General features: G+C 62.5%; 13 protein-coding genes and 1 pseudogene. 3 read left to right on the forward strand and 11 right to left on the reverse strand.

Annotated features, from left to right (window positions below; translation table 11 throughout):
* Nucleotides 1-128 precede the first annotated feature (128 nt).
* Nucleotides 129-593 (forward strand): annotated as a pseudogene (locus G8767_RS04780) (peptidylprolyl isomerase); the annotation flags it as partial.
* A 51-nt stretch (nucleotides 594-644) separates the two neighbouring features.
* On the opposite strand, the gene G8767_RS04785 reads toward G8767_RS04780, so the two are convergent.
* The 10 genes from G8767_RS04785 to G8767_RS04830 all read right to left on the reverse strand — a co-directional run bounded on the left by G8767_RS04785 (nucleotide 645) and on the right by G8767_RS04830 (nucleotide 12,265).
* Entirely contained in the window at nucleotides 645-3,056 is a 2,412-nt protein-coding gene (locus G8767_RS04785; RefSeq protein WP_166809506.1) for a RelA/SpoT family protein, read from the reverse strand.
* Nucleotides 3,057-3,154: 98 nt separating this feature from the next.
* Nucleotides 3,155-3,688, reverse strand: coding sequence for an adenine phosphoribosyltransferase (locus tag G8767_RS04790; RefSeq protein WP_296556109.1), 534 nt, complete (start codon nucleotides 3,686-3,688; stop codon nucleotides 3,155-3,157).
* A gap of 41 nt (nucleotides 3,689-3,729) precedes the next feature.
* A complete protein-coding gene (locus G8767_RS04795) occupies nucleotides 3,730-5,460 on the reverse strand; it encodes an ABC transporter substrate-binding protein (RefSeq protein WP_166809507.1) in 1,731 nt (576 codons plus the stop codon).
* 2 nt (nucleotides 5,461-5,462) lie between these two features.
* Nucleotides 5,463-6,686: a protein translocase subunit SecF gene (secF, locus tag G8767_RS04800; RefSeq protein ID WP_200314972.1), complete on the reverse strand. Its 1,224-nt coding sequence runs from the start codon at nucleotides 6,684-6,686 to the stop codon at nucleotides 5,463-5,465.
* Nucleotides 6,683-8,404, reverse strand: coding sequence for a protein translocase subunit SecD (gene secD, locus G8767_RS04805; RefSeq protein ID WP_095973599.1), 1,722 nt, complete (start codon nucleotides 8,402-8,404; stop codon nucleotides 6,683-6,685). Before secD ends, secF begins: the two co-directional genes overlap by 4 nt.
* A 237-nt stretch (nucleotides 8,405-8,641) precedes the next feature.
* Complete coding sequence (gene yajC / locus G8767_RS04810) at nucleotides 8,642-8,989, reverse strand: preprotein translocase subunit YajC (RefSeq protein WP_003943339.1); 348 nt, start codon at nucleotides 8,987-8,989, stop codon at nucleotides 8,642-8,644.
* A 138-nt stretch (nucleotides 8,990-9,127) separates the two neighbouring features.
* Nucleotides 9,128-10,225 (reverse strand): Holliday junction branch migration DNA helicase RuvB, encoded by a 1,098-nt coding sequence (ruvB, locus tag G8767_RS04815; protein WP_095973598.1) that lies wholly within the window; start codon nucleotides 10,223-10,225, stop codon nucleotides 9,128-9,130.
* On the reverse strand, nucleotides 10,222-10,821 hold the full coding sequence (ruvA, locus tag G8767_RS04820) for a Holliday junction branch migration protein RuvA (protein WP_003943318.1): 600 nt from the start codon (nucleotides 10,819-10,821) through the stop codon (nucleotides 10,222-10,224). Before ruvA ends, ruvB begins: the two co-directional genes overlap by 4 nt.
* Nucleotides 10,818-11,387, reverse strand: coding sequence for a crossover junction endodeoxyribonuclease RuvC (gene ruvC, locus G8767_RS04825; RefSeq protein WP_166809508.1), 570 nt, complete (start codon nucleotides 11,385-11,387; stop codon nucleotides 10,818-10,820). The genes ruvA and ruvC overlap by 4 nt, the downstream gene beginning before the upstream one ends.
* Nucleotides 11,388-11,512: 125 nt before the next feature.
* Entirely contained in the window at nucleotides 11,513-12,265 is a 753-nt protein-coding gene (locus tag G8767_RS04830; RefSeq protein ID WP_007732951.1) for a YebC/PmpR family DNA-binding transcriptional regulator, read from the reverse strand.
* A 145-nt stretch (nucleotides 12,266-12,410) separates the two neighbouring features.
* On the opposite strand from G8767_RS04830, the gene G8767_RS04835 reads away from it, so the two are divergent.
* On the forward strand, nucleotides 12,411-12,767 hold the full coding sequence (locus G8767_RS04835) for a GntR family transcriptional regulator (protein WP_030536855.1): 357 nt from the start codon (nucleotides 12,411-12,413) through the stop codon (nucleotides 12,765-12,767).
* Nucleotides 12,764-13,684: a hypothetical protein gene (locus G8767_RS04840; protein WP_166809509.1), complete on the forward strand. Its 921-nt coding sequence runs from the start codon at nucleotides 12,764-12,766 to the stop codon at nucleotides 13,682-13,684. Before G8767_RS04835 ends, G8767_RS04840 begins: the two co-directional genes overlap by 4 nt.
* 13 nt (nucleotides 13,685-13,697) lie before the next feature.
* On the opposite strand, the gene G8767_RS04845 is transcribed toward G8767_RS04840, so the two are convergent.
* Nucleotides 13,698-14,399, reverse strand: a complete 702-nt coding sequence (locus G8767_RS04845; protein WP_166809510.1) for a GAP family protein — start codon at nucleotides 14,397-14,399, stop codon at nucleotides 13,698-13,700.

Consider the following 14,399-nt stretch of genomic DNA (forward strand, 5'->3'; position numbering starts at 1 on the left):
TGGTCGAGTCACTGGTCAGGTAACTCGTTCATCACTACGCGATGGCCCACCCACAGAACCGGAACGACACGCCCCACCTGCGGCTACGCTGTCTCACCGAATGTCCACCACCCCAGGGGACTTACCCGGCAGAAGCCCCCTGCACGGTCAACAGCATCGTGAGCCTGACCGAGCAGAAGTACTTCGACGACACTCCGTGTCATCGACTCGTGACCAGCCCTGGGTTGCAGATCCTGCAGTGCGGCGATCCCTCGGGCAAGGGCACGGGCGGACCGGGCTACGGCTTCGACAACGAGTACCCGACCACGGCCTACCCGGCTAACGATCCGGCACTCTCCTTGCCTGCCGTCTACCCCCGCGGCACGCTGGCAATGGCCAACTCGGGTGTACCGGGCAGCAACGGCAGTCAGTTCTTCCTCGTCTACGAGGATTCGGTCTTGCCGCCCAACTACACGGTCTTCGGAAAGATCGACGACGCCGGCCTGGCGACAATCGAGAAAATCGCAGCCGACGGCGACGACGGTGGCATGGGCGCAACCGGCGGCGGTGCACCCAACACCCCGATCACCATCGAGACTGCAGTAGTCGCCTGACCCACTGTGCGCCTTTATTAACCGCCCGCGGTTAATAAAGGCGCACAGCAGTCACGAAGCAGAGGTCACGCGGTAGACGTCGTAAACGCCTTCCACATTGCGAACCACATTCAGCACATGACCCAGATGCTTCGGGTCGCCCATCTCGAAGGTGAACTTGCTGATCGCCACTCGGTCGCCGGACGTGGTGACCGAGGCAGACAGGATGTTCACCTTCTCGTCGGCCAACGCCTTGGTGACGTCGGAAAGCAACCGATGACGATCGAGCGCCTCGATCTGGATCGCGACCAGGAACACCGACGTCGCTGACGGTGCCCATTCGACGTCGATGATTCGCTCCGCCTGATCGTGGAGCGAGTTGGCGTTGGTGCAGTCGGTACGGTGCACGCTGACCGCTCCGCCGCGCGTGACGAAGCCCAGAATCGAATCGCCCGGAACCGGCGTGCAACATTTTGCCAGTTTGGCCACCGTGCCCGGCGCTCCGGGAACGAGAATTCCGGAGTCGCCCGTACTGCGGGTGCGTACCGGCATGGTCGACGGCGTCGAACGCTCGGCCAATTCCTCCTCGACGGCGCCGACGCCGCCCAGATGAGCAACAAGACGCTGCACGACGTGGTGCGCCGACACCTGGCTCTCGCCTACCGCCGTGTACAATGCCGAGACGTCGGGATAGCGAAGTTCGTGCGCGATCGTGCTCATCGATTCGGCATTCATCAACCGCTGCAACGGAAGTCCCACACGGCGGACTTCCTTCGCGATCTGATCCTTGCCGGACTCGAGCGCCTCTTCGCGGCGTTCCTTCGCGAACCACTGACGGATCTTCGCCTTGGCGCGCGGCGAGACGACGAATGTCTGCCAATCTCGGCTCGGCCCGGCGGTGGCAGCCTTCGACGTGAAGACCTCCACGACTTCGCCGTTCTCGAGAGTTCGTTCCAGTGCGACCAGTCGGCCGTTGACCCTGGCACCAATGCACCGGTGGCCGACCTCGGTATGCACCGCATACGCGAAATCAACGGGAGTCGATCCGGCAGGCAACGTGATGACGTCACCCTTCGGCGTGAAGACGAAGATCTCCTTGACGGCGAGGTCGTAACGCAACGATTCGAGGAACTCCCCCGGATCGGCCGCTTCACGTTGCCAGTCGAGTAGCTGACGCATCCACGCCATGTCGTCGACCTCGGCGATGTCGCCGGCGTGCTTGCCCTTGGTCTCCTTGTACCGCCAGTGCGCGGCGATACCGAACTCCGCGGTCCGGTGCATGTCTTGGGTCCGGATCTGGACCTCCAGGGGCTTGCCTTCCGGTCCCACGACGGTGGTGTGCAGCGACTGGTAGACGCCGTAGCGCGGCTGCGCGATGTAGTCCTTGAAGCGTCCGGCCATCGGCTGCCACAGCGAGTGGACAACGCCGACCGCGGCGTAGCAGTCACGCACTTCTTCACACAGAATGCGCACGCCGACCAGATCGTGGATGTCGTCGAAATCGCGGCCCTTGACGATCATCTTCTGATAGATCGACCAGTAATGCTTGGGCCGGCCCTCGACGATGGCATTGATCCGCGAGGCGGACAGAGTCGAGTTGATCTCGGCGCGAACCTTGGCGAGATAGGTGTCACGAGAAGGTGCGCGGTCAGCGACCAGTCGAACGATCTCGTCGTACTTCTTCGGGTGCAGGATTGCGAACGAGAGGTCCTCGAGTTCCCACTTGACGGTCGCCATTCCGAGCCGATGCGCAAGTGGCGCAATGACTTCGAGAGTCTCTCTGGCTTTACGTGCCTGCTTTTCGGGCGGCAGGAATCGCATCGTGCGCATGTTGTGCAGACGATCCGCAACCTTGATCACGAGCACGCGCGGGTCCCGCGCCATCGCGATGATCATCTTGCGGATGGTTTCGCCCTCGGCTGCGGTGCCCAGAACGACCTTGTCGAGTTTGGTGACTCCGTCGACGAGGTGAGCGACCTCGTCACCGAAGTCCTTGGTCAACTCTTCGAGCGAATAACCGGTGTCCTCGACGGTGTCGTGCAGAAGGGCTGCAACGAGGGTGGTGGTGTCCATACCCAACTCGGCCAAAATGCTCGCGACGGCCAACGGATGCGTGATGTACGGATCGCCGGACTTGCGCCGCTGGCTCGAATGTCTGTCCTCGGCGACGTCGTACGCACGCTGGAGCAGCGCGAGGTCGGCCTTCGGATACAGCTCACGGTGGAGGCTGACCAACGGCTCGAGTACCGGGCGGATGGTGGCATTGCGCTGACCGGTGATGCGCCGCGCAAGCCGGGCACGCACCCTACGGGAGGCCGAAGCGGGAACCGCCAGATTCTGCCCACCCCGATTGCCGGTAGTTTGCGCTGATCCCGAAACGTCAGGAACCGCGGACTTCGATGGTGTCGTCTCCGGAGCGGGAACTGCACCCGTCTCCTGCGACACTGCACCCGAGTTCTGTGATCGATCAAGATTCGACGTCATGTCGCCACCTCCTACCACCGAGTTGGATGAGGCAACCGCCCTGCATCGGGTAATTGCCCTGGAGGTCTAACTCGACCCCCAGGAGACAACTTTAATACTCAGACCTTCACCAGGGATGTCAGTGGGTACTTCAAGAAGCGATCACGGCCGCGCAATTCCTCGATCTCGAGCACCACTGCGACGCCGACGACGTTAGCTCCACCCAACTCAACCAACTGTACAGCCGCCTCGAGTGTCCCTCCGGTAGCCAGAACGTCGTCGATCACCAGAACATTCCGTCCGGTGAGATCGAAGCCGTTTGCCGGGATCTCGAGTGTCGACGATCCGTACTCGAGGCTGTACGAACGAGAGAGCACGGGTGGCGGCAGTTTGCCGACCTTCCGCACGGCAACTACTCCCGCGCCCATCTTCGCGGCCGCGCCGGCACCGAGCAGGAAACCGCGAGCATCGACGGCGGCGATCGTGTCGGCTTCCGGAGCGCAGGCGACAAGAGCGTCGAGCACGGCTCCGAATCCCTCGGCGTCGGCGAACACCGGAGTCAGATCGGCGAACCGAACACCGGGACCGGGAAAGTTGTCCGCCCAGCGGGTCAGCCGAACAACGGCGTCTCCGGCAGCCCGGTGGATTGCGATCAATTCTTCAGTCGTGTGCAAGGCAACACCGTTCAAGACGCTCATCTGCGTAGTACCCATCTGTCCATGTTCCAGCCGGTAGCGGCCCGAGTCGGATTGACCAACACTGCCGACATGCCTGGGGCTACAGCGACAGTTCGTAGTTGATTGAACAGTGGAATCGTAGGCACCTGGGTCCACAGGATGTTCTCCGCCTCCACCGCGAGTCCCAATTGCGCACTGGTGCTCGCATCCACGTTCAACTGATCGATGATCTGATCGATCCTTGCGTTTCCGTACGTTCCGAGGTTTGCGCCGTTGCCCGATCGCAATGCTCCGCGCGCGTCGATCATGCTCGCTGTGCCGCCTGCACCGACCTTGCCTGCCATGCCGGACAGCACAGCGTCGACTCCCCCGGACTGCAGACTCGCCGGATCGAAGCCGTCGCTACTCGCGTCCTCGATCGTGATTCCCGCCGGAGCACACGCGGCTTTCGCCTCGGAGACGATCTGCGCCCGCACCGGGTCCGGTGCGAGGTACCCGACCCGGACGGTCAACTGATCGAGGTCGGCTTCCGACAACGACGTCTTCGCGGCCTCGACGTCGGCGTTGGCGTACCGATCACCGTCGACCGCGGCGGCGTCGCCGTAGACGAGTGAATCCGGCGCCATCAGTCGTGAATCAACCACGCCGGAACCCAGACCGGCCTGCGGCGCATTCTCCGTCTGCCCGAACTTCTCGAAAAGTGATGTCCGCGGAACGCAATGCGCGAAGGCACGGCGCGCGGCCTCGTCCCCCAGCGCGCCCGAAGTCGCGAGAACGAACTGCTCGATCGACCGCGACGGAATTTGCTGGACATCGAACCCGGACGGCGTGCCGAGTTCGCCTGCCGACCCGGAAGCGACGTCGACGACCTCGATCGAGTTCTTGTCGAGGTCCTCGGTCAGATTCACACCACGTGGCCAGACGACGATGCGATCGGTCGCCGGCTTGTTACCCCACCACCGCTCGTTCGCGACCAGTACCAGACCGTCATCGGCACTGTACGAGTCGATTCGATACGGACCAGCGGAAGGCAGTACGGAGGTGTCCACTTGCCCGGGAGTCAGGTTCCACCCGGTGTTCCAGAAGTCCGCGATCTTCGACAACGCTTCGGTGTCACCGGCATTCACCGCACTCACGACGTCGCCGACGCCGGCGCGCTGCGTCACGATGTGTGAAGGCATCAATGCAGTCGCACCGAACAAAGATCGCCAATCGGTGAACGATCGCCCGGGTTTGAAGAAGACAGTCGCGTCCTTCGACCCGCTCTGGCAGTCGATCCGGTCGATGTCCGCATATCCGAGATTGTTCGCCGTGTCGAACATGGGCTTCACGACCCCATCGACGTCTTTGGTGAACTTGCCACTCGACGCCGCCCAGGTGAGGACCAGATCGTCACAGGACATCGGAATTCCGTCGGAGTACACGGACGCCGGATTGAGCTTGTACGAGACAGTGAGGACGTCACCGGGCAACTCCGACGCCGTTCCGATGTCGGTGTCCGACACCGGTGCCCCGGCCGGGCCCGTGAACGTGAAGCCGGGAAGCACCCGGCCGAACGCGGCCATCGCCCCGGACACCGATCCGGCTGTCGTGTTGGCGTTGTACGTGGAGATGGAGTTGTCGATGGCGTATCCGATGGAGGGAACCTGCTCGGAGCTTTCCGAGCAGGCCGCCAACGAACCCGCAGCCACCGCAGTGGCTGCAACGAACGTCATCGATCGAACCAGTGTGCGTGTCCTTGGGAGCATGTTCAGTGCCCCTTCTTGTTTCGCTTTCCGGTCGGCCGCGCACCCGGCTGCGGAGCAACCGGCGCACGACGTGCAACTGGTGCGCCGACGGCAACCGCCTGCGTACCCTTCTCGGCCAGCGTAGCCCGGCGAGCGAGCACCTTACGAGTGTGTGCGGCGACGGGTCCCCAGCGTTCCTTCATCGACACCAGGAGCGGCGTCGCGAAGAAGATCGAGGAGTACGCACCGACGATGATGCCGACGAGCTGAACGAGCGCAAGGTCCTTGAGCGTGCCGACGCCGAGCATCCAGACCGCGACGACCATCAGCGCGATCACCGGAAGCACACTGATGACGGTCGTGTTGATCGATCGCATCAAGGTCTGATTCACCGCGAGGTTGGCCTGCTCGCCGTACGTACGACGCGTCAGATGCAGAACACCGCGGGTGTTCTCTTCGACCTTGTCGAACACCACCACTGTGTCGTACAGCGAGAAGCCGAGAATGGTGAGCAAACCGATCACCGTCGCGGGCGTCACCTCGAAACCGACAAGCGAATAGACGCCGGCAGTGACGATGATGTCGAAGAACAACGCGACGATGGCTGCTACCGCCATGTCGCGCTCGAAGCGGATGGCGATGTAGATACTCACGATCACCAGGAACACAATCAGCGCGATCAGCGCCTTCTTGGTGATCTGGCCGCCCCAGGTTTCACTCACGTCCGCGAAACTGATGGCTTGCGCCGACGGGTTCCCGTTCTTGTCCTTGGGCTGGAACTCGTCGAAGAGAGCCGACTGAAGATCGTTGATCTGCGTCGCGTTCAACGTCTCCGACCGGATCTGGACGGTGGCGCTGGCACCCGAGCCAACCGTCTGCACGCTGACGGGCTCGAAGCCGAGTGTGTCGGAGTACACGGTTTCCACCGCCGACGTCTCGACTCCACCCTCGGCCGGGAACTGAATGCGCGATCCGCCTTCGAAGTCGATACCGAAGGTGAAGCCGCGCAGAATGATGCTCAGCAACGCGATCGCGACCAGAGCGCCGGTCAGTCCGTAGTAGAAGCGACGCTTGCCGACGACCTCGAACGCACCCGTTCCGGTGTACAGACGCGAGAGCCAGCTGTGCTTGGGCATCGCGCCCTGGTCGACGCCGGAGTCGGTGATCTCCGATCGGGCTGCGGCATCGGAGGACGCGGCCGAGGAACTGTTGTCGGACCCCATCGGGGAGTTGTTGGACTCGCTCATGCTCGTGTCTCCTTAGCCGACGCAGCGGCGGCAACCTTACGTTCGCGGGCAACCTCTTGCACTGCGCCGAGACCGTTGACGCTGGGCTTGGACCAGAACGCCGAACGGGACGCCATGCTGACCAGTGGCCACGTCACGAGGAACACGACAATCACGTCGAGGATGGTGGTCAGACCCAAGGTGAAGGCGAATCCTCGCACCTGTCCGACCGCCAGTACGTACAGAACTGCAGCGGCGATGAAGCTCACCGCGTTGCCCGAAAGAATGGTTCGGCGCGCTCGCGCCCAACCGCGTGGCACCGCCGAGCGGAAGCTACGACCCTCACGCATTTCGTCCTTGATGCGTTCGAAGAACACGACGAAGGAGTCGGCGGTCATACCGATACCGATGATCAGACCGGCCATGCCGGCCAAGTCGAGTGTGAAGCCTATGTATCTGCCGAGCAGAACCATGATCGCGTAGACCATGACTCCGGAGAGAATCAGCGACAACGCCGTCAGAACGCCGAGCATGCGGTAGTAGACGAGGCAGTACAGCAGCACGAGTACGAGACCGACTGCTCCGGCGATCAATGCCGCCTGCAGTGAGGCCAGGCCGAGCGTGGCCGAGACCGTCTCGGCTTCCGAGGCAGCGAACGAGAGCGGAAGCGAACCGTACTTCAGTGTGTTGGCCAGCTCCTTGGCGCTTTCTGCAGTGAAGCTGCCGGTGATCGAAGTGGCGCTACCCGCAGGCGTTGCGCCTTGAATCGTGGGAGCGCTGACGACCTTCGAGTCGAGCGTGAACGCTGCCTGCTTGCCGATGTTGGCTGAGGTGAACTCGGCCCAGGTGTTGCTGCCGGTCGTCTTGAACGAGAGGCTGATCTCGTGGCGCGACTGCTGCGAGTTGAAGACCGACGACGCGTCGGCAATCTCCTGGCCGTCGATGATCGAGGGACCGAGAAGGTAGATGTTCAGTCCGTCTTGCGAGCATGCGACCAGCGGCAGGGTCGGGTCGTCGTTGCCACGAAGTGGATCTGCAACCGAGCAGTCGAGGTTGGCCAGTGCCTGCTGCTGCACGGTTTGGTCGGTGCTCTGTCGAAGGGCGCGCGCTGCGGCGATTTCCGCTGCTGCTGCGTCGCCTTCGTCGGTGCCGTCGCTCGGCGCGTCTCCGGTGGGAGCCGGCGTTGTCGTCTCCGGCGCCGGGGTGGCCTCCGGGGTAGTCGGGTCCTGAGCCAGGAACGGACGATTCTGCGGAGTCTGGGTCCCGTCAGCGGGCGCTTCGGGAGCCGGAGCATCGGTGGCCGGAGTTTCGGCCGCCGGCGCCTCGGGCGTAGCTGTCCGATTCGCGTCACGGGTGGCGACATCGATCGAACCCGTCACCGGGCGGATGTACAGACGCGCGGTCTGGCCGAGCGAGCGAGCCTGCGCACTGTCGTCGCCGGGAACGGTGATGACGAGGTTGTCACCGTCGACGACGACCTCGGAGCCGGAAACGCCGAGACCGTTGACGCGGGTCTCGATGATTTCCTGAGCCTGCTTCAGACTGTCCTGACTGGGAGCGCTGCCGTCCGGGGTACGAGCGGTCAACGTGACGCGCGTTCCACCCTGCAGGTCGATACCGAGCTTCGGCGTAGTCGACTTGTCGCCAGTGAAGAACACCAGGGCATACAGTGCCACCACCAGGACCCCGAAAAGGGCCAGGTAGCGGACCGGATGCACCGTTCCGGTGGAAGGTGCCACGATCTTTAAGTCTCCTCAGTAGGTGCAGAGCTTCAGTAAATGCAGGGCTCGGGCGGTCGACAACCACCCGAGCTGCGGCGTTCGAACTGCAACGATTGATCAACGGGATGAACTGAGCTGCTGGTCAAAGAACGGCTCTGACGAAAGAACCATTCTCACGAAAGAACTACCACGGACAAACTGACCTGGACGTGTGTCCGAGTTCACAACTCTAGAACACGTACCAGGTCGACGAAGTCAGGACTCCTTGGTGAGCCGGATTTCGGTGTCGGCAGCAGACTCTTCGATCTCCGAAATCGAGTCGTCGTCGTACTCGTCGGTCTCGGTCGTCTCGACCACGCGCTCACGGATGACCAGACGCGACCAGGTGGTGATGACGCCGTCGGCGATCTCGAGGTCCACGGTGTCGTCGTCCAGAGAAGCAATCGTGGCATAGAGCCCGGCCGTGGTCTGCACTCGATCGCCGACCTGCAGCGAGTCCTGCATCTCGGAAGTGGCAGCCAAAGCCTTCTTCTGCTTGCGCATGCCCAGGAACATGGGCACCAGCAGTGCGAGGATCAAGAGTGGGAAAAGCAAACTCGACATGTGTTGATCAACCTCGGTTGTGTTGCACGTTTTACGCCGCGATGGTCCCGGATGGACCTACGCAATACACCAGTGTGCCATTAGTTGCTGAGGATTCCTGACAGATCGGCCGTTCAAGTAGGCCTTTCCAGTCGAAATTCACTCTCCGTTCGGATCGAACAAGGTGGCCTGCGGTTCGTTGACACGAACCTCGATACCGCCCGCTGCGGCATCCGGCGGCGGTGTCATTCCGAGTTGCGTCCAGGCAGCGGCGGTAGCCACACGTCCTCGCGGCGTCCGGGCGATCATCCCGGCACGGACCAGGAACGGCTCGCACACTTCTTCCACCGTCGACGGTTCCTCGCCGACGGCCACCGCAAGCGTCGACACGCCGACAGGCCCGCCGCCGAACGACCGCACCAACGCACTCAGAACGGATCGGTCGAGACGATCCAAGCCCAACTGGTCCACGTCGTAGACGGCCAAGGCTGCCTGAGCGACGTCCATGGTGACGATTCCGTCGGCGCGGACCTCGGCGAAGTCACGAACCCGGCGCAGCAAGCGGTTCGCGATACGCGGCGTCCCGCGCGAGCGTCGCGCGATTTCGGCCCCGGCGTCAACTTCGAGATTGACGCCCAGAATTCCGGCCGACCTCATCAGAATCTGTTGCAGCTCTTCGGGTTCGTAGAAATCCATGTGCGCGGTGAATCCGAAACGATCGCGCAACGGACCGGTCAGCGCACCGGATCGGGTAGTCGCACCGACCAGCGTGAACGGTGCAACCTCCAGTGGAATCGACGTGGCACCCGGCCCCTTGCCGACGACGACGTCGACACGGAAGTCCTCCATCGCCAGGTACAACATCTCCTCCGCCGGACGCGCGATGCGGTGAATCTCGTCGATGAACAACACGTCGCCTTCGACCAGATTGCTCAGCATCGCGGCCAAGTCTCCAGCGCGTTCGAGCGCGGGCCCGGACGTCAGCCGCAGTGAAGAGCCCAACTCCCCCGCGATGATCATCGCCATCGACGTCTTACCCAGCCCGGGCGGACCGGACATCAGGATGTGATCAGGCGTGCTGCCACGAAGTTTTGCACCGGTGAGCACCAGCTGCAATTGCTCACGAACACGAGGTTGCCCGATGAAGTCGTCGAGACTCTTGGGACGCAAACTCGCTTCGACGTCGCCGTCCCCTGCCACCAATTCGGCGGAGACCTGCGACTCGTCCTCGAAATCGTCGATCGGGTCGAAGTTCATCGAGTCTTACCGAGCAACGACAGGGCAGAACGCAGCGCGACCGACGTGGTGGCCTCGGGTGATTCCGCCAGAACCGAGTCCGTGGCCTGCTCGGCCTGCTTGATCGGGAAGCCCAGACCTTCCAGAGCCTCGACGATCTGATCGCGGATCGAACTGCCGGCGACCACACCGGAAGCCGCGCCGGCCGTCGTCGCGACCGCGTCGACCTTGTCGCGCAATTCGACGACCATGCGCTCAGCGCCGCGTTTTCCGATACCGGGGACCCTCGTCAACGCCGTCAGGTTGCCTTCCGAAAGTGCCCGCCGCAATGCGTCGGGTTCGAGAACTGCGAGAGTTGCCATCGCCAGGCGCGGCCCGACACCCGAGACCGTTTGCAAAAGGCTGAACAGATCCTTCGACTCGGTATCGGAAAAGCCGTACAACGTCATCGAGTCTTCGCGAACGATCATCGTCGTAAACAGTCGTGCTTCGCTTCCCCGATGCAGCGCACCGAGGGTCACCGGGGTGGCATTGACCCGATAGCCGACGCCCGACGCTTCGATGACCGCATGGTCGAGCGCAATATCGAGTACCTCGCCGCGTACCGACGCGATCATCGTGAACCTGCCTTCTTCGTCTCGGCCAATTTTGCCTGATACTTACGCATTTGTTCAGCGGCCATCGCCTCGGCGCGGGCCATTCTCTCGATCATGGGAGCTCGCCAGCAGTGACAGATCGCCAGCGCCAGCGCGTCGGCGGCATCAGCAGGTTTCGGCGCAGTCTTCAAATTCAGGATTCGAGTCACCATCGCGGTGACCTGCACCTTGTCTGCGTTACCGCTACCGGTGACGGCAGCCTTCACCTCACTGGGCGTGTGGAAACACACCGGGATTCCGCGCCTGGCTGCCGCGAGTGCCACAACACCGCCCGCTTGCGCCGTTCCCATCGCGGTACTGACGTTGTGCTGCGCGAACACTCGCTCGATCGCAACCACCTCGGGCTTGTACTGCTCGATCCACAGTTCGGCCGCATCGGAAATCCGCAGGAGCCGAGAACCGAGGTCCATCTCTGCCGGGGTCCGCACCACGTCGACTGCAATCGGGCGCACTTTCCTGCCGTTGCTCCCGTCGACCACGCCCAACCCGCAGCGAGTCAGCCCTGGGTCCACTCCGAGCACGCGCACTTTGTCACACCTCTCCATACCGAACAGCTGTTCGATAGCTTAGCGGTGTGCGGTACTACTACCCCGCATCAACACGCAACCCGGCCCAGACGCGGACGTCAGGGCCGGGTTGAGTTGAAAAGCAATCAGTCTTCGAGAGCCGCGAGAACCTCGTCGGACAGATCGATGTTGGTGTAGACGTTCTGCACGTCGTCGGAATCCTCGAGCGCGTCGACGAGCTTGAAGATCTTGCGTGCGCCGTCGACATCCAGGGGAACCTCGACGGAAGCGCGGAAATCAGCTTCGGCTGAGTCGTAGTCGATGCCGGCTTCCTGCAGCGCCGAACGCACTGCAACCAGATCCTGTGGCTCACTGACGATTTCGAAGGTTTCACCGAGATCGGTGACCTCTTCGGCGCCGGCGTCGAGCACAGCCATCAGGACGTCGTCCTCCGACTGGCCGTTCTTCTCGAGCGTGACGACGCCCTTGCGAGCGAACAGGTAGGACACCGAACCCGGGTCTGCGAGGTTTCCACCGTTGCGGGTCATCGCGGTGCGAACTTCACCGGCTGCGCGATTGCGGTTGTCGGTGAGGCACTCGATCAGAACGGCGACGCCGTTGGGTCCGTAGCCCTCGTACATGATGGTCTGCCAGTCTGCGCCGCCCGCTTCTTCACCGGCGCCGCGCTTACGCGCACGCTCGATGTTGTCATTGGGAACTGACGTCTTCTTCGCCTTCTGGATGGCGTCGTACAAGGTGGGGTTGCCCGTGGGATCGCCACCGCCGGTTCGTGCCGCCACCTCGATGTTCTTGATCAGCTTCGCGAAGGATTTGCCACGACGTGCGTCGATCACAGCCTTCTTGTGCTTGGTGGTGGCCCATTTTGAGTGGCCGCTCATGCGATTCAAGCCCCTTTCCTGCTGCGTTGCGCACGCCGAATGCGCGTCTTTCAGCTCTGCCGATGTTACCCGTCCCACGTCACAACTCGCTGCATCCCCCGACACGAATTAGTCAAACCTCGCATTGTTTGCATAGAATGCAAACATGTTGGTCCGAATAGATCACGCCTCCACAACTCCACTCGCGGAGCAGATTGCAGCCGGGGTTCGTGGCTCGGTCATCCGCGGTGAGATCGGTCCAGGTGACCGCCTGCCGTCCGCTCGCGCCCTTGCCGAGTCGATCGACGTCAATCTCCACACGGTTCTTCGTGCGTACGCAACACTGCGCGACGAAGGCCTGCTCGATCTCCGACGCGGACGTGGCGCCGTCATTCGCGCCGAATTCGACTCGGGAAGAACAGCTCTCAACGAATCTGCGCGCGAGTTCGTACGGCAAGCGCGAAATCTCGGACTCGACACCGCGCACATGCTCGACCTCATCAAGGAGACCAGCACACAATGACGACCAGCAAGATCCGACTCTGGACAGCAGCTTCGCTGACTCTGATCCCGACCCTGATCCTGGTTATCGCACGCTTCGCGTGGGGTGACCGCCTACCCGAGACCGTCGCGAGCCATTGGTCCGGGTCGAACCCGGACGGGTTCAGCACCACGACGACCTTTTTCTCCATCGCGCTGGCGATATCACTGGTGGCAGTCGTTATCGCGTGTGTTGTCGCGGCCCGTTCGAGTGACAACGCCCCCCTGTTTCTCGCCGTCACCTCGATCTCGAGCGCAACGCTGGCGACGATCTGGATTCTGAGCGTTGCCCTGACGCTCGATGCCGGAACGCCGGCAGACGCACGTATCGGCTGGTGGATTCTTGCGCCGATCGCGGCGGTACTCGTGGGAGTTCTGGCATACGCGCTGCCTGACCAGCAACGAAACGGCCCGAAGTCGCCCCTGCCGACTCCGACGCTCGATACTCCACTGACGTCCTCCGAACGTGCAGTGTGGGTCGGGCAGGTCCGCAGCGTCTGGCCGTGGATCGCTACCGCCGGCCTCGTAGTTCTCGTCATCGCGACTGCCGCGTACTCGGATTGGTGGGTTGCCGTGATCCTGGGTGTATCCACCCTCGCCGTCACAGCATTCGCGTCGGTCACCGTGCGCGTCGACCGTCACGGTGTCGGCATCAGTTCCTGGGGCGTTCGATGGAAGAAGATCCCCATTTCGAAAGTGAAGTCCGCGTCGGTCGACGCGATACGTCCGGCCGAATGGGGTGGATGGGGGTACCGGATCACACCTCGTGGAACAGCCGTCACGCTCCGCTCGGGCGAGGCCATCGTGGTCACTCTCGAGAACGGACGACTGTTCGCCGTGACCGTCGATCACCCGGAAGACGGTGTGAAGCTGATCAATTCGCTGGTTCAGGCTGGTTGATTCACGAACAACGTCAATTCACGAACAACACGGCAGCGGCATTGCCGGCGAGGTAGAAGCCGGCAATGCCGAACACCCAACCCATTGCGCTGTCGCCGTGGTGAGAGATGAACGAATCCACTCGGCGCAGCGGCTTGTCGAGGCGGTGGCCGGCCACGACCCGCCCGAACAGAAGAAGGACCGCTGGCGCGGCCATGATCAGACAGTAACCGGCAAGTATCGACGCAGACGTGACTGCGGACAACCCAGCAGCGGTGATCATCGCGATTGCCGCCAAGTAAGGCAGCATCGTCACCAATTCAGCAGTTCCGGCAGCAATCGCCAGAAGTACAACACTTCTCGCGGAACTCGCCGAGCCCAGCACCCGCTCTCGCCAAACATGAGTTCGATCGGCCTGACCGGATGTGCGCCTCTTCTCGGAATCGAATCGAAAGCTCCACGCGAACAACGCGATACCGAGAATCAACTGCACACCGCGGGCTGCGGGGGTTTCGAGCAGCGGGGCGACGACAGGCATGCCTGCCCGTGCCGTCGTCCAGACTGCCACCCCGACAACAAAATAGAACGTCGTGATGACCACCAGATAGATCAGCAGCCTGCGAACGTGCGGTCGTCCCGGCATCAACAACATCCAGACCGGGACGACCAACGTTCCGATGCTCGTACTGTCCAGCAGGGCGAGTCCGCCCAGGGTCACGAGTAGGACGAGGTCCAC

This window comes from Rhodococcus sp. IC4_135 (genome assembly GCF_011602025.1).
Classification (GTDB): Bacteria; Actinomycetota; Actinomycetes; order Mycobacteriales; family Mycobacteriaceae; genus Rhodococcus_F; species Rhodococcus_F baikonurensis.